Here is a 22,950-nt window from a genome sequence, read left to right on the forward strand (position 1 = left end):
AATGGGCACAAACAAAAACGCCCCGATCAATGATCGGGGCGTTTTTTATTGCCTTCGCGCAGCTTAGGCGGCGATCGACAACTTGAGCTTGTTCATCGCACTCTTCTCGAGCTGACGAATACGCTCGGCCGACACGTTGTACTTTTGCGCCAGGTCGTGCAGCGTGGCTTTCTCTTCAGCCAACCAGCGCTGATAAAGGATGTCACGGCTGCGGTCGTCCAGCACTTCCAGCGCTTCGTGCAGGTTGTGGTTGGAGTTGTCGCTCCAGTCAGCATCTTCCAGTTGACGGGCCGGATCGTACCGGTGGTCTTCCAGATAGTTGGCCGGCGATTGGAAAGCGCTGTCATCGTCCGCTTCTGCGGCCGGGTCGAAGGCCATGTCATGGCCGGTCAGGCGACTTTCCATCTCGCGCACTTCCCGCGGCTCCACGCCGAGGCTTTCCGCCACACGGTGGACTTCCTCGTTGTTCAGCCACGCCAGGCGTTTCTTCTGGCTGCGCAGGTTGAAGAACAGCTTGCGCTGGGCCTTGGTGGTCGCGACTTTCACAATGCGCCAGTTGCGCAGGATGAACTCGTGAATTTCCGCCTTGATCCAGTGCACAGCGAACGACACCAGGCGCACACCCATTTCCGGGTTGAAGCGCTTCACGGCCTTCATCAGGCCGACGTTACCTTCCTGGATCAGGTCAGCCTGAGCCAGACCGTAGCCGGAATAGCTACGGGCGATATGTACGACAAAACGCAGGTGGGCGAGCACCATCTGCCGAGCCGCCCCCAAATCCTGCTCATAGTAGAGACTCTCGGCCAGTTCACGCTCCTGCTCCGGCGTCAGCAATGGAATGCTGTTCACGGTGTGCACATAGGCCTCCAGGTTCGCACCCGGGACCAGAGCATATGCAGGTTGCAAAGAATTGGTCATACGAAAAAACCTCCGTCTTACAAACTCGTGCAGTTCAGCACTGCGAAAATTGACCGGAAACCGAAAGACAAGTTCCCAAAAACGCTGAAAGGTCAATACGAGCAAAATGATACTACTTAGGCGCAAGCTCCCTCAGGTGGCGTGCGACTGCAATCCATGCACCGATATACCCCAACAGCACCGCGCCAAGCAAGAGAGACAGACCGTCGGCTACTGGCACTCCGGCCAGCGCAAAATTACTGCCGTACAAACCAGCCAGTCCAACCACTGCCTCGTTCAGCCAGTTCAGGCCGAACGCCAATACGCCCCAGGAAAGTATCCCCGCACCGAAGCCATACAACGCGCCCATGTACAGAAAGGGCCTGCGCACATAACTGTCAGTGCCGCCGACGAGTTTAATCACTTCTATCTCTGTGCGGCGGTTTTCAATATGAAGACGAATGGTATTGCCTATCACCAAAAGTAATGCAGAAACCAGAAGCACGGTCAGACCGAAGACAAAACGGTCACCCAGCTTGAGGATGGCTGCCAGACGCTCGACCCAGACTAGATCAAGTTGCGCCTGTTGTACCTTCGGCAGCTCGGAAAGTTTTTGTCGTAATGCTTCAAGCGCAGGCTTGTCGACCTCGTTCGGGGTCACCAGCACCACGCCTGGCAACGGGTTTTCCGGCAATTCCTTCAACGCCTCACCCAGACCGGACTGTTGTTGGAACTCTTCCAGCGCCTGATCGCGGCCGACATATTCAGCATCGGCGACGCCCGGAATGCCTTTGATCTGGTCGCGCAACGACTCGCCTTCAGCCGGGCTGACCTCAAGTTGCAGGTACAGGGAAATCTGCGCCGCTCGCTGCCAGGAACCGCCGAGACGTTCCACATTACTTAGCAAAAGTGACAGACCCATTGGCAAACTCAGGGCCACCGCCATCACCATGCAGGTGAAGAAACTGCCGATGGGCTGCTTGCCCAGGCGACGCAGGCTGTCCAGCAGACTGGCGCGATGGCTTTCAATCCAGGCACGGAACAGCGTGGCAAAGTCCGGGCCGTCGTCATCGTCGCGTTTTTTCTTCTGCGGTTGCGGATCGGCGGCTTTCGGCGCCACGCGCTCGGAAACCTTGGGGCTGCGTGTCGCACTCATACGCCGGCCTCCCCGTCGCCGATCAGTCGGCCGCGTTGCAGGGTCAGCATGCGGTGACGCATGCGAGCGATCAGGGCCAGGTCGTGGCTGGCGATCAGCACGCTGGTGCCCAGACGGTTGATGTCTTCGAACACGCCCATGATTTCGGCCGCCAGACGCGGGTCGAGGTTACCGGTCGGCTCATCCGCCAGCAGCAAGGCCGGGCGGTGAACGATGGCGCGGGCGATGCCGACGCGCTGCTGCTGGCCGGTGGACAGGTCGCCGGGGTACAGATCGGTCTTGTCCGACAGCGCCACGCGCTCCAGGGCCGAATCCACACGCTTGGCGATTTCGGCTTTGGACAGACCCAGAATCTGCAACGGCAGTGCGACGTTGTTGAACACAGTGCGATCGAACAGCAACTGGTGGTTCTGGAACACCACACCGATCTGCCGACGCAGGTAAGGAATCTGCGCGTTGCTGATGGTGCCGAGGTCTTGGCCCGCGAGCAGTAATTTGCCGGTGGTCGGCCGCTCCATGGCCAGCAGCAGACGCAACAAGGTGCTTTTACCGGCGCCAGAGTGGCCGGTCACAAACAAGAATTCGCCCCGACGGACTCGAAAGCTCAGCTCATGCAAGCCGACGTGACCGTTCGGGTAGCGTTTACCGACCTGTTCGAAACGAATCATGAACGCTCCCGCTCGGCAAACAGTGCCTGGACAAAGGGTTCTGCTTCAAAAGTACGCAAGTCATCGATGCCTTCACCGACGCCGATGTAGCGGATCGGCAGGCCAAACTGCTTGGCCAGGGCGAAAATCACCCCGCCCTTGGCGGTGCCGTCGAGCTTGGTCAGCGCCAGGCCAGTCAGTTCGACCGTCTGGTTGAATTGCTTGGCCTGGCTGATGGCGTTCTGCCCGGTGCCGGCGTCGAGCACCAACAGCACTTCGTGGGGCGCGTCGGCGTCGAGCTTGCCGATGACCCGGCGCACTTTCTTCAGCTCTTCCATCAGATTGTCTTTGGTGTGCAGACGACCGGCGGTGTCGGCGATCAACACGTCGATACCACGGGCCTTGGCAGCCTGAACGGCGTCGAAGATCACCGAAGCCGAGTCGGCGCCAGTGTGCTGGGCGATGACTGGAATCTTGTTGCGCTCGCCCCAGACCTGCAATTGCTCCACCGCTGCTGCGCGGAAGGTATCGCCCGCCGCCAGCATGACTTTCTTGCCTTCGAGCTGCAGCTTCTTCGCCAGTTTGCCGATGGTGGTGGTCTTGCCGGCGCCGTTGACGCCGACCACGAGGATCACGAACGGCTTGTTCTGCGAGGTTATTTTCAGCGGTTGCTCGACGGGTTTGAGCATCGCCGCCAGTTCAGCCTGCAGGGACTTGTAGAGAGCGTCGGCATCCGCCAGCTCTTTACGCGCAACCTTTTGGGTCAGGCGCTGGATGATCACCGAAGTGGCTTCAACGCCAACGTCGGCGGTCAGCAGACGGGTTTCGATGTCTTCGAGCAGCTCGTCATCGATGATTTTTTTGCCGAGGAACAGACTGGCCATGCCTTCGCCGATGCTGGCGCTGGTCTTGGACAGGCCTTGCTTGAGGCGGGCGAAGAAACCGGCTTTGGTTTCTTCGGTGCGCGCAGGCTCTGCGGGTGTTTCGACCGGCACGACGGGCGCGGCGACCGGTGCAGGCTCTGGCGCTTGAACAACCGGCGCAACAAAGGCTGGAATCACAGGCTCTGGAACAACCGGCGCAGGCTCGGCCACAACAACCGGCTCAATCACTGGCACCTGAACCGGCGCAGGAGAAAACGCGCTCGGCGCTGGAATCGGCGGCGTAAAGTGCGGCGCCAACTCGTCCTCAACCAATGCCACCGGCTCTTCCGCCACCGGCAATGTCAGCCACGGCTCGGCGGCTGGGGTCTGCGGCTGTTCAGCCACAACTTCAGGTTGTGCCTCAACCACCGGCTGCAGCACCGGCTCGGAGATCGGCAAGACGACCGGCGCCGGCGCTTCATTTATTACCGGTGCAGGTTCTGGCTCAGGAATGGGTTGTGGCTGTTCGACGACGGTTTCCTGCGGCTTTTTGCGCAGCCATCCGAACAGGCTTTTTTTCTCGCCAGCCGCAGCTGGGGCTTTCTTGTCGTCGTTGGAACCAAACATGGAGGACGGCTATCTCACAGTAGCGACGCGCCAAAGGGCGCCTCGGCAAATAAATATTCGATGCAGAACAGACTGCGATTGACCCAGCTTGTTCACGCGCAACATTTTGTAGAGGTGCAAACAGCGCCTCAAAGGTCGACTAATACGAAGGACTGGAACGGCATCGTCGGCGAAAACGCAGAGTTTAGCTGACAAACTCAAAGCTTCCGGCGCAAACCCAAACAACCTGCTGACCGATCAAAGGCCTGATAGGCGTGGCCGCCAGTAAAACGGATCAGTATCCTAGCACCCTCTCGCCCGCCGACGCTAAGAACAAGCGGGCAGCTCAACAGGTTTAAAAACGAATGAATGCTCTAGCCCGCCGCGCTGCAGGCCTGCTGCTCAGCACAGTTTGTCTGCCACTTTCAGCCCTCGCTGCCGATCCGCAACCCACCCACGAATTCACCCTCGACAACGGTCTGAAGGTCGTCGTGCGTGAAGACCATCGTGCACCGGTGGTGGTTTCCCAGGTCTGGTACAAGGTCGGTTCCAGCTACGAGACGCCAGGGCAGACCGGTTTGTCCCACGCCCTGGAGCACATGATGTTCAAGGGCAGCGAGAAAGTCGGCCCCGGCGAGGCCTCGCTGATCCTGCGCGACCTTGGCGCCGAAGAGAACGCGTTCACCAGCGACGACTTCACCGCCTACTATCAAGTGCTGGCCCGCGACCGTCTGGGCGTGGCCTTCGAACTCGAAGCCGACCGCATGGCCAGCCTGCGCCTGCCGGCCGACGAGTTCGCCCGCGAGATCGAAGTCATTAAAGAAGAACGTCGTCTGCGCACCGACGACAAGCCGATGTCCAAGGCCTACGAACGCTTCAAGGCCATGGCCTACCCGGCCAGCGGCTACCACACGCCGACCATCGGCTGGATGGCGGACCTGGACCGCATGAAAGTCGAAGAGCTGCGCCACTGGTACCAATCCTGGTACGTACCGAACAACGCCACACTGGTGGTGGTGGGTGACGTGACGCCGGACGAAGTGAAAACCCTGGCCCAACGCTACTTCGGCCCGATCGCCAAACGCGACGTGCCACCGGCGAAAAAACCGGTCGAACTGGCCGAGCCCGGCGAACGGCAGATTACCCTGCACGTGCAGACCCAACTGCCGAGCCTGATGCTGGGCTTTAACGTGCCGAGCATCGCCACCGCCGAAGACAAACGCTCGGTCAACGCCTTGCGCCTGATCTCGGCCCTGCTCGATGGCGGCTACAGCGGGCGTATCCCGACGCAACTGGAGCGCGGCGAAGAGCTGGTGTCCGGTGGCTCGTCGAGCTACGACGCCTACACCCGCGGCGACAGCCTGTTCACGCTTTCGGCAACCCCGAACACTCAGAAAAACAAAACCATGGCCCAGGCCGAAGCGGGTTTGTGGAAGCTGCTCGAACAGCTGAAAACCACCGCGCCGTCCACCGAAGAGCTGGAGCGCGTGCGGGCTCAGGTGATTGCCGGCCTGGTTTACGAGCGTGACTCGATCACCAGCCAGGCCACCGCCATCGGTCAACTGGAAACGGTCGGCCTGTCGTGGAAACTGATGGACACCGAACTGGCCGAACTGGAAAGCGTCACGCCAGAGGACATCCAGAAAGCCGCCAAGCTGTATTTCACCCGCGAACGTCTCAGCGTCGCCCATGTCCTGCCACTGGAGACGACTCATGAGTGAGCGTAAAAAACCACGTCTGGCCTTGATCGGCCTGATCGCTGTCGCACTGATCGGCTCGGCGATCTTCTATTTCTCCAAGACCGATGATTCCAACGCCAGCGAGGCCCTCGACAAGGCCAAGTCCAGCCAGAAACTGCAATCGCTGGCCGAGCTCGACGGCAAGGCGCCGAGTCGCCGCTCGCTCAACGTGCAAACCTGGAACACCGCCGAAGGCGCCAAGGTGCTGTTCGTCGAAGCCCGCGAGTTGCCGATGTTCGACATGCGCCTGATCTTCGCCGCCGGCAGCAGACAGGACGGCGATGCGCCGGGCCTCGCCGTGCTGACCAACGCAATGCTTAACGAAGGTGTGGCGGGCAAGGATGTCGGCGCCATCGCTCAGGGCTTCGAAGGCCTGGGTGCCGACTTCGGCAACGGCGCGTTCAAGGACATGGCGCTGGCCTCGTTGCGCAGCCTTAGCGCCGCCGACAAGCGCGAACCGGCACTGAAACTGTTCTCTGAAGTCGTCGGCAAACCGACCTTCCCCGCTGATTCGTTTGTGCGCATCAAGAACCAGATGCTCGCCGGCTTCGAATACCAGAAACAGAACCCCGGCAAACTCGCCAGTATCGAGCTGATGAACCGCTTGTACGGCGATCACCCGTACGCGCATTCCAGCGATGGCACGGCGAAAACCGTTCCAGCCATCACTCTGGCTCAGTTGAAGGCGTTCCATGAGAAAGCCTACGCCGCCGGCAACGTGGTGATTGCGCTGGTGGGCGACCTGTCCCGCGCCGAAGCCGAGGCGATTGCTGCGCAAGTCTCCGGCGCGCTGCCAAAAGGCCCGGCGCTGGCGAAACTGCCGCAACCTGCCGAACCGAAAGCCAGCATCGGCCACATCGAGTTTCCATCCAAGCAGACCAACCTGATGCTCGCGCAACTGGGCATCGACCGTGACGACCCGGATTACGCTGCCCTGTCCATGGGCAACCAAATCCTCGGCGGCGGTGGCTTCGGCACCCGTTTGATGAGCGAAGTGCGCGAGAAGCGCGGCCTGACCTACGGCGTTTATTCGGGCTTCACTCCGATGCAGGCGCGCGGCCCGTTCATGATTAACCTGCAAACCCGCGCCGAGATGAGCGAAGGCACGCTGAAACTGGTGCAAGACGTACTCGCCGACTACCTTAAAACCGGACCGACCGAGAAAGAACTCGACGACGCCAAGCGTGAACTGGCCGGCAGCTTCCCGCTGTCCACCGCCAGCAACGCCGACATCGTCGGTCAGCTCGGCGCGATGGGTTTCTACAATTTGCCGCTGAGTTATCTGGAGGACTTCATGCAGCAGTCCCAGAACCTGACCGTCGAGCAAGTCAAAAACGCACTGAACAAACACCTGAGCACGGACAAAATGGTCATCGTCAGCGCTGGCCCGACCGTGCCGCAAAAGCCGTTACCGGCCCCTACTGATAAACCTGCCGAGCAGCCGCTCGGGGTTCCGGAGCATTAATGGCCACTCGTCCTAAAAAACCTGTTCACAACGTGCACAACGGCGTGAACCAACTGCGCATCATCGGCGGTGAATGGGGCAGCCGAAAGCTGAGCTTCCCCGATGCACCGGGCCTGCGTCCGACGCCGGACCGGGTGCGTGAAACCCTGTTCAACTGGCTCGCGCCTTATATCGCCGGCGCCAAGGTACTTGATCCATTCGCCGGCAGCGGCGCGCTGTTCCTTGAAGCGCTGTCCCGTGGCGCTGCGATGGGCCAGGCGCTGGACGCCAGCAACATCGCGGTCTCAAGCATCAAGGAACATCTGGGCACCCTGCGCTGCACCACCGGCCAGATTCAGACGGCCGATGCCTTGCGCTATCTGGAGACCCAGGCCGCGAGCGCTTATGACGTGGTGTTCCTCGACCCACCGTTCAACCAGAACCTGTTGCCGGCCGTTTGCACGCTACTGGAAGAGCGCCAATGGCTGGCGGACGACGCGTGGGTGTACACCGAAAGCGAAACAGCACCCTCGACGCTCGGCCTGCCGGCCAACTGGCGCCTGCACCGTGAGCAGAAATCCGGGCGCGTCTACTATTCGTTGTGGCAGCGAAGCACTGAAACACCTTCTTAAAGGAATCGCCTGGACGGAATACCGTCCGTCCAGGACACCCTCCCGTTTTCTCAAACGGCAACATACCCGGTTTGCCTGGTTCTTTTCCTTTAGTTCATTGTGAACTTGCGAAACAACTCGCATGGACGCAAAGGACTATTAACGGAATGAAAGTATTAACTAACGAGACAACTTCCAGTTCAACTACCGAGTTCACACTCGATAACGGCCTCAAGGTCATTGTGCGCGAGGATCATCGGGCTCCGGTGGTAGCCTCCCAGGTCTGGTACAAGGTCGGCGCCAGCTACGAGCCCCCAGGTCAGACCGGCTTGTCCCACGCTCTGGAACACCTGATGTTCAAGGGCAGCAAAAAAGTCGGCCCAGGCAAAATCCTGCCACTCCTGCGCGAGCTCGGCATCCAATTCAACGCCGTCACCGGTAACGACTTCACCGCGTACTACCAAACGCTGGCTCGTGATCGTCTGGGCGTGGCCTTCGAGCTGGAAGCGGACCGCATGACCAATCTGCTTCTGCCGGTCGACGAGTTCGCCCGGGAGATCGACGTCATCAAGGAAGAACGTCGCCAGACCACCGATGACAAACCAATGGCCAAGGCCTACGAACGCTTCAAGGCCATGGCCTATCCGGCCAGCGGCTATCACACGCCCACCATCGGCTGGATGGCGGACCTCGACCGGATGAAGGTCGAAGAACTGCGTCACTGGTATGAGTCTTGGTATGCGCCGAACAACGCCACGCTGGTGGTGGTCGGCGACGTGACCCCGGACGAAGTCAAAGCCCTGGCCCAACGCTACTTCGGCCCGATCGCCAAACGCGATGTGCCGGCCGCGAAAAGACCGCTGGAACTGGCCAGGCCCGGTGAACGCAAGATTACTCTGCACGTGAAGACGCAATTGCCCAGCCTGATGCTGGCCTTCAACGTGCCGAGTATCGCCACCGCCAAAGACAAACGCTCAGTGCATGCCTTGCGCCTGATTTCGGCCTTGCTCGGCGACGGCCACAGCGCGCGCATCCCGACGCAACTGCAACGCGATGAAGAGCTGGTGTCCGACGGTTCGTCGAGCTATAGCACTTACACCCGGGGCGACAGCCTGTTTCTCCTGTCGGCAACACCCAACAACCAAAAAAACAAAACCATCGCCCAGGCCGAAGCCGGTTTGTGGAGGCTGCTGGACCAGCTGAAAACCACTCCGCCGACCACTGAAGAACTGGGACGCGTACGCGCGCAAGTCATCGCCGGGGTGGTTTACGAGCGCGACTCGGTCACCCGCCAGGCCAGCGCTATCGGCCGACTGGAAACTTTCGGCCTGTCGTGGAAACTGATGGACACCGAACTGGCCGAGCTGGAAAGCGTCACGCCAGAAGACATCCAGAAAGCCGCCACGCTGTATTTCACCCGCGAGCGGCTCAGCGCCGCCCATATACTGCCAATGGAGGCCAATAAAGAGGAGGGGGATGAGTCCGGCGACGGCGAAGTGCCCGACAAGGAGAACTCCGGCCAAATGCTGCAATCGCTGACTGAACTCGACGGCAAGGCGCCAAGTCACCGCATGGTCGACATTCAGACCTGGAATACCGCCGAAGGCGCCAAAGTGTTGTTCGCCGAAGCCAGAGGGTTACCGATGTTCGACGTGCGTCTGACCTTCGCTGCCGGCAGCAGCCGGGATGGAGACACTCCGGGATTGGCCATGCTGACAAACGTGATGCTCAACGAAGGGGTTGCCGGCAGTGATGCCAACGCTATTGCCCAAGGTTTCGAAAGCCTGGGCGCACAGTATGCCCCCGGCACTGATCTGGATACGGCGCAAGTCTCCCTGCGCAGCCTCAGCGCCAAGGACAAACTCGAACCGGCATTGACCCTCTTCGCCGAAGTCGTAGGCAAGCCGACCTTCCCTGACGACGCGTATGCGCGCCTGCGCAATCAGACCCTCGCCACTTTCGAAGATCAGAAGCATGACCCGGGCAAACTGGCGAGTCTTGAGTTGATGAACCGCTTGTATGGCGATCATCCGTACGCGCACGCCAGCGGTGGCACGGCGCAAGCCATTCCGTCCATCACCCCGGCCCAGCTGCGCACGTTCCACGAAAAAACCTACGCGGCCGGCAACGTGGTGATCGCGTTGGTGGGCGACTTGTCCCGTATCGAAGCCGAAGCCATTGCCGCGAAGATATCCGCAACCCTGCCCGAAGGCCCGGCCCTGGCGAAAGTCCCGCAGCCGATAGAACCCAATGCCAGCAAAAGCCACATCGAATTCCCATCGCAACAGACCATTCTGATGCTCGCCCAACTGGGCATCGACCATGACAATCCAGACTACGCGGCACTGTTCATGGGCAACCAGATCCTTGGCGGCGGTTTCGGCACTCGTCTGATGAGCGAAGTCCGCGAAAAACGTGGCCTGACATACGGGGTAGTTTCAGCCTTCACCCCGATGCAGGCGCGCGGTCCATTCATGATCAAACTGCAGACCCGCGCCGAAACAAGCGAAGGCACTCTGAAACTGGTACAGGACGTGCTCGCCGACTACCTTAAAACCGGCCCGACCGAAAAAGAACTGGATGATGCCAAACGCGCGTTGGCCGGCAGCTTCCCGCAGTCCACTGCCAGCAACGCACAAATCGTCGCGAAACTGGCGTCTATCGGCTTTTATAACCTGCCGTTGAATCATCTGGACGACTTCATGCAGCAGTCCCAGCGCCTCACCGTAGAGCAAGTCAAAACCGCCTTGAACAAACACCTGAGCATGGACAAATTGGTCATCATCAGCGCAGGACCGATCGTCCCGCAAAAGCCATTGCCGGAGCCTACTGTCGAACCTGCCAGGTAATTGCTCAATCTGTCAGGCGACTTTCGCAGCATCGGAAAGCAGAAAACCGAGCGACTCTACTGTTCGTTGTGGCAACGTATGGCAGAGATCGCCGGTTAACCGACCGGCCTGAAAAGGTGCGCACAGGTTGCGCACCGCTGCATCGAGAGCAATCGTGTCCCCTCCGCCAGAACGCTTCACCCCTGCCTTCGGCCTGGGCAATCCGCACTTGCAGACCTTGTGGGGACCGCTTTGGCGCAAAACCACGCATATCGAGCGCGAGCGCGAACGCTTGTGGCTGGAAGATGGCGACTTTCTTGACCTGGACTGGCATGGCCCACACAGCGCCGATGCGCCGCTGGTGTTGGTGTTGCATGGCCTGACAGGGTCTTCCAATTCGCCTTACGTGGCCGGCGTGCAAAAAGCCCTGGACGCCCAAGGCTGGGCCAGCGTCGCGCTGAACTGGCGCGGCTGCTCGGGCGAACCAAACCTGTTGCCGCGCAGCTACCATTCCGGCGCCAGCGAAGATTTGGCCGAAACCATCAAGCACCTGCGGGCCAAACGACCGCTCGCGCCGCTGTACGCGGTCGGTTATTCCCTCGGCGGCAACGTTTTGCTCAAACACTTGGGCGAGACCGGCAGCGACAGTGGCGTGCTCAGCGCCGTCGCGGTGTCGGTTCCGTTTCGGCTCGATCAGTGCGCCGACCGTATCGGCCAGGGTTTTTCCAAGGTGTACCAGGCGCACTTCATGCGCGAGATGGTCGCCTACATCAAGAACAAGCAGCGGCAGTTCCAGCATGACGGGCGCGAGGATGGCCTGGCGAAGCTGGCCGCGCTGGGCTCGCTGGAAAACATGCGCACCTTCTGGGATTTCGATGGCCGGGTCACCGCGCCGTTGCACGGCTTCACTGATGCGCAGGATTACTATCGCCGCGCCTCGAGCCGTTATTTCCTGGGCGAGATTCGCACGCCGACGCTGATCATTCAGGCAGCCGACGACCCGTTTGTATTTCCTCACAGCCTGCCGCAAGCCGAGGAATTGTCCGCCTGCACTCAATTCGAACTGCAAGCCAAGGGCGGGCATGTCGGCTTTGTCGATGGCTCGTTCCGGCAGCCAGGTTACTACCTTGAACGGCGCATCCCACAGTGGCTGGCCGCCGTGGGTCGCGGGTAAATCGATGCAGACCGATCAGGGTGAGTCGATCCGTTTCTGGCAAACAGCGCCGCTGGCCGGGGTCGAGTTGTTGTCCGCACGCTACATCGAACACCGTTTCGCCCCGCATGTGCATGACGGTTACGTGATCGGCATGATCCTGGCCGGCGCCCAGCGATATCGCTATCGGGGCGCTGAACACCTGGCGGGCAGCGGCACGCTGGTGTTGATCAATCCGGATGAATTGCACACTGGGCACAAGGGCACGGAAGACGGTTGGTTGTACCGGGCGTTTTATCCCGATAGCGGGCAGATTCTGTCGCTGCTCGATGAGCTGGAACTGCCGGCCCATCATTTACCGGCATTTGGCGCCACCCTGTATCGCGATCCGGATCTGGTGAAAGGCTTCTGCCAACTGCATCGTCTGCTCGAAACGCCGTCCACCGCCCTGCAACAGCAGACAGCCTGGCGAGAAATGATGTTGTCGTTGCTGCAACGTCACGCCGCCGTTCCGGACGCCGGCAAACCCGGCAAGGAACACCGGGCAGTGACGCAGGCCAAGGAACTGCTGCAAGCGCAATTGGCGGCACCGCCGTCGCTGGAAGAACTTGCGGCAGCGGTCAACCTGTCACCCTTTCACTTCGCCCGGGTGTTTCGCAGCGCCACTGGCATGCCACCGCACACCTGGTTGATGCAGCAGCGCATCGCTCGGGCGCGAGCGTTGTTGCAGGGCGGCTGTTTGCCGTTGGAGGTCGCGACGCAATTGGGGTTTGCCGACCAGAGTCATCTGAGTCGACAGTTCAAGCAGGTGTACGGGGTGGGGCCGGGGGCGTATCGCAGAGCACTCCTGTAGGAGCCGGCTTGCTGGCGATAAGAACGTTGCGGTGTTTCAGACAGACCGCGTTGTCCCAATCGCCGGCAAGCCGGCTCCTACAGGAGATCGGTGTTACTCGCCAGTGGCGACGCCCCGCGCAGGCTCGTTGATCCACTCGCTCCACGACCCGGCATACAACGACCCCAACGGATAGCCCGCCAGGCACAAGGCGAACAGGTTATGGCACGCCGTCACGCCGGAACCGCAATACGCCACCAGATCGGTCGGTGAACGGTTGCCGAGTTTCGCGGCAAACCGCTGCTGGAGCTGATCGGCCGGCAGAAAACGCCCGTCGCTCCCCAGGTTGTCGGTGAACGCCGCACATTGTGCGCCGGGAATGTGCCCTGCAATCGGGTCGATCGGTTCCACTTCACCCTTGAAACGTGGCAAGGCGCGCGCATCGAGCAAGGTCAAATCGGGCTGACCGAGACGCTGCTGAAGCTGTTCGGCGCTCAACAGCAACGCATTGTCCGGCGTTCCCGTGAAGGTGCCACGTTCAACACCGGGAGCATCGAGGCTCAAGGGCAAACCCGCTGCGTGCCACGCCTTGAGTCCGCCATCGAGGATAAACACGCCGTCACGCTTGCCCAGCCAGGCCAGCAACCACCACGCCCGCGCCGCATAGGCACCCGGGCCGTCGTCGTACAAAACCACATCACTGTCGGCATTGATGCCCCAGGCTTGCAGGCGTTCGATCAAGTCCGCAGGTTGCGGCAAGGGATGACGCCCGGTCACACCCTTGACCACCGCCCCGCTCAAATCACGTTCAAGATCGGCGAAGCTCGACCCGGCGATATGCCCTTCGGCATAGCTGCGCTGGCCATAGTCCGGGTCATCGAGGGCAAAACGACAATCAAGAATCACCAACCCCGGCTGGTCCTTTTTCAGGTCCAGTGCTTGCGGGCTGATCAGTTGCGCAATGGGCATAACGGGCTCCTGTGAGGTTGTCGATTTTGAATCCTACTGCACTTCTTCCAGCGCCTGGGCCAGCGGCACGTAATACTCCTCGCACAGCGCGTTCACCGCATCGCGAGACTGATCGGTGACGAAGCCGGCCTCCAGCACCAGCACCTGATACACGCCACGCTTGATCGCCTGCTCGCTCAGGTGATTGGAGTTTTCCCGCGTGGTGCACAAAAAACGCACCCAGGACGTGAGGATGATCCACGCATTGAGCGTCAGGGATTCAATCTGCACCTTGTCCATTTGCAGGATGCCCGCATCGACGAAGGCGGCGTAGATGTGCGTGCCATGGATCAGGCAGCGCTGGGAAAAGCGCCGATAACGGGCGGCCAGTTCCGGATCGCTGTCGAGCAAGTGCTCCAGATCACGGTGCAAAAACCGGTAGCGCCACATCGCCGCCAGCAACTCCTGAAGGTAGAAGCGCTTGTCCTCAACCGTCGAGGCGCGCCCCTGGGGCGGGCGCAGGAAGCTGTCCACCAGGCTTTCGTACTCACTGAACAACACGGCGATGATCGCCTGCTTGTTGGGGAAGTGGTAGTACAGGTTGCCCGGAGAAATCTCCATGTGGGCAGCAATGTGATTGGTGCTGATGCTGCGCTCGCCCTGCTGGTTGAACAGCTCCAGGCTGTTCTGCACGATGCGCTCGCTGGTTTTGATCCGAGGGGCCATGGCTTGAGCTTTAATTCAGAGTGCGTTGAGGGGCATCTTACGGCCTAACTGCGAGTGGATAAAACAACACGATGCCAGGATGGCATTTGACTTTATAGAGCACAAACTCTAAAAAGCTTTTCATTACAATAAAATCCGGAGCCGACCATGACTGCTGACATCGCCTATCTGCAGAACCTGCAGCAGCCCCTGGAGGAACTTCAAACCCGGTTCGACGCCCAGCGCGCAGCCTATGCCGCCAACCCGATGCCGCCCGCTGCCCAGCGACTTCAATGGCTCAAAGCCCTGCGCGATTTGTTGAGCAATGAACGTCAGGCCCTGATCGATGCGATCAGCCAGGATTTCAGCCACCGCAGCGCCGATGAAACCCTGCTCGCGGAACTGATGCCCAGCCTGCACGGCATTCATTACGCCAGTCAGCACCTCAATGGCTGGATGAAACCTTCGCGGCGCAAAGTCGGCGTGGCCTTTCAGCCGGCCTCGGCCAAAGTGGTTTATCAACCGCTGGGCGTGGTCGGGGTGATCGTGCCGTGGAACTACCCGCTGTACCTGGCCATCGGGCCGTTGGTTGGCGCGTTGTCGGCGGGCAATCGGGTGATGCTCAAACTCAGCGAGTCGACCCCCGCCACGGGCCTGCTGCTCAAGGAGCTGCTGGGCCGGATCTTTCCCGAAGACCTGGTTTGCGTGGTGCTCGGTGAGGCTGATATCGGCGTAGCGTTCTCCCGCTTGCGTTTCGATCACCTGCTGTTCACCGGCGCCACCAGCATTGGCAAACACGTGATGCGCGCGGCGGCCGAGAACCTGACGCCGGTGACGCTGGAGCTGGGCGGCAAATCCCCGGCCATCGTCTCTCGCGATGTGCCGTTGAAGGACGCCGCCGAACGCATTGCGTTCGGCAAGACGCTGAACGCCGGGCAAACCTGCGTCGCCCCGGACTACGTGCTGGTGCCGGAGGATCGCGTGGGCTCTTTCGTCGAAGCCTACCGTCAGGCGGTTCGTGGGTTTTATCCGACACTGGCTGACAACCCGGACTACACCGCGATCATCAATGACCGGCAACTGGCCCGGCTCAACGGCTACATCAGCGATGCCACCAGCAAAGGCGCGCTGCTGATTCCGCTGTTCGATCAGGGCCAAGGCCGGCGCATGAGCCATAGCCTGCTGCTCAACGTCACCGACGAGATGATGGTGATGCAGGACGAAATCTTCGGCCCGCTGCTGCCAATCGTTCCGTACAAGGATCTGGATGAAGCATTTGCCTACATCAACCAGCGACCTCGTCCGCTGGCCCTCTATTACTTCGGCTACGACAAGCGCGAACAAAACCGCGTCCTGCATGAAACCCATTCCGGCGGTGTGTGCCTGAACGACACGTTGCTGCACGTCGCGCAGGACGACATGCCCTTCGGCGGCATCGGCGCCTCAGGCATGGGCCATTACCACGGCCATGAAGGTTTCCTGACCTTCAGCAAGGCCAAGGGTGTGCTGATCAAACAGCGTTTCAACGCGGCGAAATTGATCTACCCGCCGTACGGCAAATCCATTCAGAAACTGATCCAGAAGCTGTTTATCCGCTAATGACCGTCACCGTCGGGTAATAACAATAATGAGCCCAAGCCTGTCCGATACACCCGCGCTGTCTCGGCGCGGCTTGCTTAAATTCAGCCTCGGCGCGAGTGTTTTCCTGGCGACGGCCGGTTTGGGCGCGAGCCTCAGCGGCTGTTCGTCGAGCCTCCCGGCCGACGGTTTCGCGATGCTGCGCAGCGGCGATCTGCTGTTTTTGCGGGCGCTGATTCCGGTGATGCTCGAGGGCGCCGTGGTCGCCGGAACAATGCCGATGGCGCTCGACCAGACCTTGCACTGCCTGGATAACAGCCTCAATCACCTGTCGCCGGAAATGCTCAAGCTGACTCGGCAATTGTTCGATGTGCTGGGAATGGCCGTGACGCGTGGGCCGTTGACCGGGATTTGGGGCAGTTGGGAAAACGCCAGTGCTGATGAGATTCGGCACTTTCTTGATCGCTGGGAAAACAGTTCATTAAGCCTGTTGCGCATGGGCCACAGCTCGTTGCTGCAACTGGTGATGATGGCGTGGTACAGCCGGGCGGAGTCGTGGGCGCATTGCGGGTATCCCGGGCCGCCTACGGTTTGAGACCCGGTCGACCCAATCGCTGGCAAGCCCGCGCCCACAGAGTTCGAGTCGTTCACAAAAGGGTGGCCCACCTTAAATCCTGTGGGAACGGGCTTGCCCGCGAAGGCGTCAGCCGCTTCACCACAGAATCGAAAAACAATAAGAGAACCCGAATATGCCCGTACCCGATCCGTTCCGCGAAGGCATGGCCCGCGGCTGGAAAACCCGCGACGGCTCGCAACTGACCGAAGACCTGACCCTCGAAGCGGACGTGGCGATCATCGGCAGCGGCGCGGGCGGCGGCACCACCGCTGAAATCCTCAGCGCCGCCGGCTACAAAGTGTTGCTGATCGAAGAAGGTCCGCTCAAAACCAGCAGCGACTTCAAAATGCTTGAAGACCAGGCCTACACCAGCCTCTATCAAGAAGGCATCGGCCGCATGAGCAAGGACGGCGCGATCACCATCCTTCAGGGCCGCGCGGTGGGCGGCACCACGCTGATCAACTGGACCTCGAGTTTCCGCACACCGGAGCCGACGCTCGAACACTGGGCCAGAGAGCACGACGTCAAAGGCCACAGCCCGGCCGAGATGGCGCCATGGTTCGAGAAAATGGAGCAGCGTCTCGGCGTCGCGCCCTGGAGGGTCCCGCCCAACGCCAACAATGACGTGATCCGCAAGGGCTGCGAGAAGCTCGGTTACGCTTGGCACGTCATCCCGCGCAACGTGCGCGGTTGCTGGAACCTCGGCTATTGCGGCATGGGCTGCCCGACCAACGCCAAGCAATCGATGATGGTGACGACGATTCCGGCGACCCTGGAAAAGGGTGGCGAACTGATTTACCTGGCCCGCGCGGAAAAACTGGAGATCAAGGACGGTAAGGTCACCGGCCTGCAATGCGTGGCGATGGACGACCGTTGCGTCGCCCCCACGGGTAAGACGATCACGGTCAAGGCGCGGCATTACGTGCTGGCTGGCGGCGGGATCAACAGCCCTGCGCTGCTGTTGCGATCGAAGGCGCCGGACCCGCACAAGCGGCTGGGCAAACGGACCTTTCTGCATCTGGTCAACATGTCCGCGGGGCTGTTCGACGAGGTGATCAACCCGTTCTACGGCGCGCCACAGTCGATCTACTCCGACCACTTCCAATGGCAGGACGGCACGACCGGCAAGATGGCTTACAAACTCGAAGTGCCACCGCTGCACCCGGCGCTGGCGGCCACCTTGCTCGGCGGTTTTGGCCAGGAAAGCGCCCGACACATGGAGAACCTGCCGCATACCCACGCCATGCTGGCGTTGCTGCGCGATGGTTTTCACCCCGACAGCCCTGGCGGCAGTGTCGAGTTGCGCGGTGACAACACGCCCGTGCTCGACTATCAGGTTTCACCCTACGCCTGGGACGGACTGCGTCGCGCCTTCCACAGCATGGCCGAAATCCAGTTCGCCGGCGGTGCCAACGCTGTGATGCCGATGCACGCTGATGCGCGCTATGTGAAAACCCTGGCTGAAGCACGCACGCTGATCGACGGTCTGAGCCTTGAGTTGTATCGCACACGGCTGGGCAGTGCCCATGTGATGGGTGGTTGTGCCATGGGCGAGGACCCGAAAAACGCTGTAACCGACAGCCTCGGCCGGCATCATCAGCTCAGCAATCTATCGATCCACGATGGCTCGCTGTTTCCCACCAGCATTGGTGCAAACCCGCAATTGTCGGTCTACGGGCTGACGGCGCAACTGGCAACTTCGCTGGCCGAACGTTTGAAAAAACCTTGAAAAGAGCGAATATTCCCATCGTCTATAGTGCTTTCTTACCCAACAGGCGACTTGGCCGACCGGGAAGGCTGCGATACCATCCGACTCCCCAACGGACTCCCGCCAGGACGACGCGATGAACCGAGTGTTGTACCCAGGTACCTTCGACCCTATTACCAAGGGCCATGGCGACTTGGTCGAACGCGCCGCGCGCCTGTTCGATCATGTGATCATCGCCGTTGCTGCCAGCCCGAAGAAAAACCCGTTGTTTCCCCTGGAACAACGTGTGGAGCTGGCCCGCGAGGTCACTAAACATCTGCCGAACGTTGAAGTCGTCGGCTTCTCGACGCTGTTGGCGCATTTCGCCAAAGAGAAGAATGCCAACGTGTTCCTGCGTGGTTTGCGCGCCGTGTCGGACTTCGAATACGAATTTCAGCTGGCCAACATGAACCGTCAGCTGGCGCCGGATGTGGAAAGCCTGTTTCTTACGCCGTCCGAGCGTTATTCGTTCATCTCCTCGACGCTGGTCCGTGAAATCGCGGCCTTGGGCGGCGATATCACCAAGTTCGTGCACCCTGCGGTGGCGGACGCCCTGACCGAACGCTTCAAGAAGTAACGACCGCTCAAGCGGCGCCCGCGTGCACTGCGGGCGCCAATGCGGCACAATTGCGCGCATTGGTTTTTAGCGCCCGGGCCTGCCGCCCCGGCTGGAGTTAGCATGTCCCTGATCATCACCGACGATTGCATCAACTGCGACGTCTGCGAACCCGAGTGCCCGAACGCCGCCATTTCCCAAGGCGAAGAGATCTACGTGATCGACCCGAACCTGTGCACCCAGTGTGTCGGCCACTATGACGAACCTCAGTGCCAGCAGGTCTGCCCGGTGGATTGCATTCCACTGGACGAGGCGCATCCGGAGACTGAAGAGCAGTTGATGGAGAAGTACCGGAAGATTACCGGCAAGGCTTGAATGTGCGGAGTCTGTCCTGACGCCATCGCGGGCAAGCCCGCTCCCACAGGTATTGCGCGGTCACTTGTGGGAGCGGGCTTGCTCGCGATGAGGCCATCAAACACACCAAACATGTGACTGGTTTCACTCCCGCTGCTCAAACCCCTCCCCGATACACCCCAGACACCGCACGAACGCCGCTTTCGCCGGGTCAACCACCAACGCCTGTCCTGCATCGCCGACATTGCCGCCCAACGCGGTAAACGGCAACGACACCACAAACGCCCCCGCGCCGATCACCGTTGCCACGACCAGCAAGGGTCGGGCAATCAGCAAGTCGCCAAGCATGGCGTACGCCGGGGGATTCTGGATGGTGTAGCGCGGATCACCGCTGCCCGTGTTTGCCGCCTGCGCTGGTGCACCGACACTCAGCAGCAAAACGACGACAGCGGTTCGAAGCAGGTTCATGGCTCAGTCCTATAGCAGTGAGAACACTGACTATAGACCGTAGGACATATCAGCTCTGACAGCGCGGGCAAAAGACGCTGGCGCGCTGCCCGAGTTTGACTTCCCGCAGCTCTGTACCGCAGACCTTACACGGCTGACTGCCACGGCCGTACACGAACAATTCCTGCTGGAAATAACCGGGCTGACCGTCGCCACCGATAAAGTCGCGCAACGTCGTACCGCCGCGCTCGATGGCGGCGGCCAGGATGCGTTTGATCTCGATCGCCAATTTCAGATAGCGCGCCCGGGAAATACTCTTGGCCTCACGACGCGGATCGATCCCGGCCGCAAACAGCGCTTCGGTCGCGTAGATATTGCCGACGCCGACCACCACCGCGTTGTCCATGATGAACGGTTTGACCGCCATCGAGCGCCCGCGGGATTGCTGGAACAAGCGCTCACCGTCGAACAGGTCGGTCAACGGCTCCGGGCCCAGGCGAATCAGCAATTCGTGGTTGAGCGGATCGAGGCTCCAGAGCATCGCGCCGAACCGTCGCGGGTCGGTATAACGCAGGGCCAGGCCCGATTCCAGTTCGATGTCCACATGCTCATGCTTGGCCGCCGGCATGCCGACTTCCACCAGACGCAGATTGCCCGACATGCCCAGATGGCTGATCAACGTGCCGACTTCGGCGTTGATCAGCAAGTACTTGGCACGCCGTTCCACCAGCACGATACGCTGGCCGGAAAGGCGCACATCCAGGTCTTCAGGGATCGGCCAGCGCAGGCGACGATCACGCACGACCACCCGGCTGACGCGCTGGCCTTCCAGGTGAGGCGCAATCCCGCGGCGGGTGGTTTCGACTTCTGGCAGTTCAGGCATGGCGCTCTCGAATCAGGCTCTGACGACACTCAGCGGTGAGTGCCGAGGTCGCGAATCGTTTGTTTGAGGGTTTCGAAGTCGTAGTCCGAGAGGCCGACGTAATCGAGCACCAGCGGCGCGATGGTGTTCCATTCATGGTCATCATTCTGGTTGCCCAGAACCCGGTAGGACGCACAAATGTGCTCGGCCATTTTCAGGATCGCCAACAGGTTTTTCAGCTGGCTGTTGCGCGATGACTCATCGCTGAAAATCGCCAGCGCGTTGTGGTGGTTGGCGATCGCGGTGCTCACGTGCTCCGGCAGGCGCCAGGATTTGGCCGTGTAATAACCCACCACCGCATGGTTGGTATTGAACACCCGATTTTCTGTGTCCACTACCCGGCATTCGGCACTGGCGCTGGCGTAGGCTTCTTCCAGCGTGGTCATGTAGTCCGGGAATCGCTGAAGCATCAGCGGCACGCCGCAGTCGTGGAACAGGCCCAAGGCGTACGCTTCATCCCCCGCCTGGACGCCGATGCGCTTGGCCAGGGTCAGGCAAGTCATCGCCACATCCTGCGCGGTGTCCCAGAAACGGTTCAGGGTGACGATGGTGTCATCGTTCATTTCACCCTTGATCGACTGCGCGTTGATCAGGTTGATGATCGAACGGCTACCCAGCAGATTCACCGCACGCTGGATCGAGGCGATCTTGTTGCTCAGGCCGTAATACGGCGAGTTGACGATTTTCAGCAGGGAACCAGAGAGTCCCGGGTCCTGGGAGATCAGCTTGGCGATGACCTCCAGATCCGGGTCGGGCATGTACTGCTCCATCTGCAAATCCACCATGATCTGCGGCTGGGCCGGCACGCTGATGCCTTGCAGGGACTGTTGGATCTGTTCGGTGGTCAGCTCTTGGGACATAAGTACACACTCTGGGACAGGCGCCGATTCTAACCTTTATAAAGTTGGATCCGACACACTGGCGGGCAACATCGGCCAAAGTTTCATGTCGGCGTTGCATTTGAAATCGCTTACGCGAGCAGGTCATCAGTGTTTCATCGCCTTCAAACCCGTCGTCACCCTCAACACGCTATACTCCCGCTCTTTTTTCCGGAGCGACGTCATGTCCCTGCCTAGCCTGCGCCTCAAAGCCAACGCCGACCGTCGCCTGCGAAACGGTCACTTGTGGGTCTACAGCAACGAAATCGATGTAGCGGCGACCCCTTTGCACGGTTTCAAGGCCGGCGACCAGGCGATCCTCGAAGCTGCCGGCGGCAAGCCGCTGGGCATCGTCGCCATGAGCCCGAACAACCTGATCTGCGCCCGCCTGCTGTCGCGCGACATCAAGTTGCCGCTGGACAAATCGCTGCTGGTGCATCGTCTGAACGTCGCCCTGTCCCTGCGTGATCGCCTGTTCGACAAGCCGTTCTATCGCCTGGTCTACGGCGACTCCGACCTGCTGCCAGGCCTGGTGGTCGACCGTTTCGGCGACATCCTGGTGGTGCAGATCGCGTCGGCGACTATGGAAGCCCATAAAGACGACGTGATCGCGGCGCTGACCCAAGTGCTCAAGCCAAGCGGCATTCTGTTCAAGAACGACTCCGCGGCTCGCGATGCCGAAGGCCTCAACCGCTACGTCGAAACCGTGTTCGGCCTGGTGCCAGAGTGGGTGGCGCTGGAAGAGAACGGCGTGAAATTCGAAGCGCCGGTCATCCAGGGCCAGAAAACCGGCTGGTTCTACGACCACCGCATGAACCGCGCACGCCTGGCCCCTTACGCCAAAGGCAAACGCGTGCTCGACCTCTACAGCTACATCGGTGGCTGGGGCGTGCAAGCGGCCGCGTTCGGTGCCAGTGAAGTGTTCTGCGTCGATGCTTCGGCCTTCGCCCTCGATGGCGTAGAGCGCAACGCCGCGCTGAACGGTGTCGCCGAAAAAATGACCTGCATCGAAGGCGACGTCTTCGAAGCCCTGAAAGAGCTGAAAGCCAGCGAAGAACGTTTCGACGTGATCGTGGCCGACCCGCCGGCGTTCATCAAACGCAAGAAAGACATGAAAAACGGTGAAGGCGCCTACCGTCGCCTGAACGAGCAAGCCATGCGCCTGCTCAGCAAGGACGGCATCCTGGTCAGCGCTTCGTGCTCGATGCACCTGCCGGAAGACGATCTGCAAAACATCCTGCTGACCAGCGCCCGTCACCTGGATCGCAACATCCAGATGCTGGAACGCGGCGGCCAGGGTCCGGATCATCCGGTGCATCCGGCGATTGCTGAAACGCGTTACATCAAGAGCATTACTTGCCGGTTGCTGCCAAACAGCTAAACCGCTCACTGCTTGCAGGAGCGAGTCAGCTCGCCCCTGCAA

General features: G+C 60.5%; 20 protein-coding genes and 2 pseudogenes. 13 read left to right on the forward strand and 9 right to left on the reverse strand.

Annotated elements, in window-relative coordinates:
• Window positions 1–63: 63 nt before the first annotated feature.
• From rpoH to ftsY, 4 genes are all read right to left on the reverse strand, one after another.
• Window positions 64–918 (reverse strand): RNA polymerase sigma factor RpoH, encoded by an 855-nt coding sequence (gene rpoH / locus Q7W83_RS26685; RefSeq protein ID WP_007897890.1) that lies wholly within the window; start codon window positions 916–918, stop codon window positions 64–66.
• Window positions 919–1,030: 112 nt separating this feature from the next.
• Window positions 1,031–2,053, reverse strand: coding sequence for a permease-like cell division protein FtsX (gene ftsX, locus Q7W83_RS26690; protein ID WP_150632765.1), 1,023 nt, complete (start codon window positions 2,051–2,053; stop codon window positions 1,031–1,033).
• Window positions 2,050–2,721 (reverse strand): cell division ATP-binding protein FtsE, encoded by a 672-nt coding sequence (ftsE, locus tag Q7W83_RS26695; RefSeq protein WP_020295825.1) that lies wholly within the window; start codon window positions 2,719–2,721, stop codon window positions 2,050–2,052. Before ftsE ends, ftsX begins: the two co-directional genes overlap by 4 nt.
• Window positions 2,718–4,190, reverse strand: coding sequence for a signal recognition particle-docking protein FtsY (ftsY, locus tag Q7W83_RS26700; protein ID WP_150638003.1), 1,473 nt, complete (start codon window positions 4,188–4,190; stop codon window positions 2,718–2,720). The genes ftsE and ftsY overlap by 4 nt, the downstream gene beginning before the upstream one ends.
• A 344-nt stretch (window positions 4,191–4,534) precedes the next feature.
• On the opposite strand from ftsY, the gene Q7W83_RS26705 reads away from it, so the two are divergent.
• From Q7W83_RS26705 to Q7W83_RS26735, 7 genes and pseudogenes are all read left to right on the forward strand, one after another.
• Window positions 4,535–5,890 (forward strand): M16 family metallopeptidase, encoded by a 1,356-nt coding sequence (locus Q7W83_RS26705; RefSeq protein ID WP_150638005.1) that lies wholly within the window; start codon window positions 4,535–4,537, stop codon window positions 5,888–5,890.
• Entirely contained in the window at window positions 5,883–7,373 is a 1,491-nt protein-coding gene (locus Q7W83_RS26710; protein ID WP_150638007.1) for a M16 family metallopeptidase, read from the forward strand. The genes Q7W83_RS26705 and Q7W83_RS26710 overlap by 8 nt, the downstream gene beginning before the upstream one ends.
• Entirely contained in the window at window positions 7,373–7,984 is a 612-nt protein-coding gene (rsmD, locus tag Q7W83_RS26715; RefSeq protein WP_150632761.1) for a 16S rRNA (guanine(966)-N(2))-methyltransferase RsmD, read from the forward strand. The genes Q7W83_RS26710 and rsmD overlap by 1 nt, the downstream gene beginning before the upstream one ends.
• Window positions 7,985–8,166: 182 nt before the next feature.
• Window positions 8,167–9,432: pseudogene (locus tag Q7W83_RS26720) on the forward strand (M16 family metallopeptidase); the annotation flags it as partial.
• Between the two features lie 24 nt (window positions 9,433–9,456).
• A pseudogene (locus tag Q7W83_RS26725) lies at window positions 9,457–10,812 on the forward strand (M16 family metallopeptidase); the annotation flags it as partial.
• 154 nt (window positions 10,813–10,966) lie between these two features.
• Complete coding sequence (locus tag Q7W83_RS26730) at window positions 10,967–11,965, forward strand: hydrolase (protein ID WP_473657996.1); 999 nt, start codon at window positions 10,967–10,969, stop codon at window positions 11,963–11,965.
• 4 nt (window positions 11,966–11,969) lie between these two features.
• Window positions 11,970–12,797, forward strand: a complete 828-nt coding sequence (locus tag Q7W83_RS26735; RefSeq protein WP_150632812.1) for an AraC family transcriptional regulator — start codon at window positions 11,970–11,972, stop codon at window positions 12,795–12,797.
• Window positions 12,798–12,890: 93 nt separating this feature from the next.
• Here the strand turns inward: Q7W83_RS26735 and Q7W83_RS26740 are convergent, their stop codons facing one another.
• Entirely contained in the window at window positions 12,891–13,745 is an 855-nt protein-coding gene (locus Q7W83_RS26740; RefSeq protein ID WP_150638011.1) for a sulfurtransferase, read from the reverse strand.
• Window positions 13,746–13,778: 33 nt separating this feature from the next.
• On the reverse strand, window positions 13,779–14,450 hold the full coding sequence (locus Q7W83_RS26745; protein ID WP_150632758.1) for a TetR/AcrR family transcriptional regulator: 672 nt from the start codon (window positions 14,448–14,450) through the stop codon (window positions 13,779–13,781).
• Between the two features lie 147 nt (window positions 14,451–14,597).
• On the opposite strand from Q7W83_RS26745, the gene Q7W83_RS26750 reads away from it, so the two are divergent.
• The 5 genes from Q7W83_RS26750 (at window position 14,598) to Q7W83_RS26770 (ending at window position 19,301) form a co-directional block, all read left to right on the forward strand.
• Window positions 14,598–16,028, forward strand: a complete 1,431-nt coding sequence (locus Q7W83_RS26750; RefSeq protein ID WP_150638012.1) for a coniferyl aldehyde dehydrogenase — start codon at window positions 14,598–14,600, stop codon at window positions 16,026–16,028.
• A 28-nt stretch (window positions 16,029–16,056) separates the two neighbouring features.
• The gene (locus tag Q7W83_RS26755; protein WP_458376942.1) at window positions 16,057–16,602 is read left to right on the forward strand and encodes a twin-arginine translocation pathway signal protein; all 546 of its coding nucleotides are present in this window, start codon (window positions 16,057–16,059) and stop codon (window positions 16,600–16,602) included.
• Between the two features lie 154 nt (window positions 16,603–16,756).
• On the forward strand, window positions 16,757–18,352 hold the full coding sequence (locus Q7W83_RS26760; RefSeq protein WP_150653961.1) for a GMC family oxidoreductase: 1,596 nt from the start codon (window positions 16,757–16,759) through the stop codon (window positions 18,350–18,352).
• Window positions 18,353–18,467: 115 nt separating this feature from the next.
• Window positions 18,468–18,947: a pantetheine-phosphate adenylyltransferase gene (gene coaD, locus Q7W83_RS26765; RefSeq protein WP_007945531.1), complete on the forward strand. Its 480-nt coding sequence runs from the start codon at window positions 18,468–18,470 to the stop codon at window positions 18,945–18,947.
• A 102-nt stretch (window positions 18,948–19,049) separates the two neighbouring features.
• On the forward strand, window positions 19,050–19,301 hold the full coding sequence (locus tag Q7W83_RS26770) for a YfhL family 4Fe-4S dicluster ferredoxin (RefSeq protein WP_003195146.1): 252 nt from the start codon (window positions 19,050–19,052) through the stop codon (window positions 19,299–19,301).
• Between the two features lie 123 nt (window positions 19,302–19,424).
• On the opposite strand, the gene Q7W83_RS26775 is transcribed toward Q7W83_RS26770, so the two are convergent.
• The 3 genes from Q7W83_RS26775 to Q7W83_RS26785 are packed head-to-tail and all read right to left on the reverse strand — an operon-like array spanning window position 19,425 to window position 21,455.
• Window positions 19,425–19,748, reverse strand: a complete 324-nt coding sequence (locus Q7W83_RS26775) for a multidrug transporter (protein WP_473658000.1) — start codon at window positions 19,746–19,748, stop codon at window positions 19,425–19,427.
• Window positions 19,749–19,797: 49 nt separating this feature from the next.
• A complete protein-coding gene (gene mutM, locus Q7W83_RS26780; RefSeq protein ID WP_150638018.1) occupies window positions 19,798–20,610 on the reverse strand; it encodes a bifunctional DNA-formamidopyrimidine glycosylase/DNA-(apurinic or apyrimidinic site) lyase in 813 nt (270 codons plus the stop codon).
• Window positions 20,611–20,639: 29 nt separating this feature from the next.
• A complete protein-coding gene (locus Q7W83_RS26785) occupies window positions 20,640–21,455 on the reverse strand; it encodes an HDOD domain-containing protein (protein ID WP_191623715.1) in 816 nt (271 codons plus the stop codon).
• A gap of 256 nt (window positions 21,456–21,711) precedes the next feature.
• Between Q7W83_RS26785 and Q7W83_RS26790 the strand changes: the two genes are divergently transcribed.
• Window positions 21,712–22,908 (forward strand): class I SAM-dependent rRNA methyltransferase, encoded by a 1,197-nt coding sequence (locus tag Q7W83_RS26790; RefSeq protein ID WP_095052499.1) that lies wholly within the window; start codon window positions 21,712–21,714, stop codon window positions 22,906–22,908.
• Window positions 22,909–22,950 lie beyond the last annotated feature (42 nt).

Source organism: Pseudomonas sp. 300 (assembly GCF_055803035.1).

Coding starts and splice junctions, on each gene's coding strand:
- rpoH (WP_007897890.1), bottom strand. CDS start 918: ATGACCAATTCTTTGCAACCTGCATATGCTCTGGTCCCGGGTGCGAAC.
- ftsX (WP_150632765.1), bottom strand. CDS start 2,053: ATGAGTGCGACACGCAGCCCCAAGGTTTCCGAGCGCGTGGCGCCGAAA.
- ftsE (WP_020295825.1), bottom strand. CDS start 2,721: ATGATTCGTTTCGAACAGGTCGGTAAACGCTACCCGAACGGTCACGTC.
- ftsY (WP_150638003.1), bottom strand. CDS start 4,190: ATGTTTGGTTCCAACGACGACAAGAAAGCCCCAGCTGCGGCTGGCGAG.
- Q7W83_RS26705 (WP_150638005.1), top strand. CDS start 4,535: ATGAATGCTCTAGCCCGCCGCGCTGCAGGCCTGCTGCTCAGCACAGTT.
- Q7W83_RS26710 (WP_150638007.1), top strand. CDS start 5,883: ATGAGTGAGCGTAAAAAACCACGTCTGGCCTTGATCGGCCTGATCGCT.
- rsmD (WP_150632761.1), top strand. CDS start 7,373: ATGGCCACTCGTCCTAAAAAACCTGTTCACAACGTGCACAACGGCGTG.
- Q7W83_RS26735 (WP_150632812.1), top strand. CDS start 11,970: ATGCAGACCGATCAGGGTGAGTCGATCCGTTTCTGGCAAACAGCGCCG.
- Q7W83_RS26740 (WP_150638011.1), bottom strand. CDS start 13,745: ATGCCCATTGCGCAACTGATCAGCCCGCAAGCACTGGACCTGAAAAAG.
- Q7W83_RS26745 (WP_150632758.1), bottom strand. CDS start 14,450: ATGGCCCCTCGGATCAAAACCAGCGAGCGCATCGTGCAGAACAGCCTG.
- Q7W83_RS26750 (WP_150638012.1), top strand. CDS start 14,598: ATGACTGCTGACATCGCCTATCTGCAGAACCTGCAGCAGCCCCTGGAG.
- Q7W83_RS26755 (WP_458376942.1), top strand. CDS start 16,057: ATGAGCCCAAGCCTGTCCGATACACCCGCGCTGTCTCGGCGCGGCTTG.
- Q7W83_RS26760 (WP_150653961.1), top strand. CDS start 16,757: ATGCCCGTACCCGATCCGTTCCGCGAAGGCATGGCCCGCGGCTGGAAA.
- coaD (WP_007945531.1), top strand. CDS start 18,468: ATGAACCGAGTGTTGTACCCAGGTACCTTCGACCCTATTACCAAGGGC.
- Q7W83_RS26770 (WP_003195146.1), top strand. CDS start 19,050: ATGTCCCTGATCATCACCGACGATTGCATCAACTGCGACGTCTGCGAA.
- Q7W83_RS26775 (WP_473658000.1), bottom strand. CDS start 19,748: ATGAACCTGCTTCGAACCGCTGTCGTCGTTTTGCTGCTGAGTGTCGGT.
- mutM (WP_150638018.1), bottom strand. CDS start 20,610: ATGCCTGAACTGCCAGAAGTCGAAACCACCCGCCGCGGGATTGCGCCT.
- Q7W83_RS26790 (WP_095052499.1), top strand. CDS start 21,712: ATGTCCCTGCCTAGCCTGCGCCTCAAAGCCAACGCCGACCGTCGCCTG.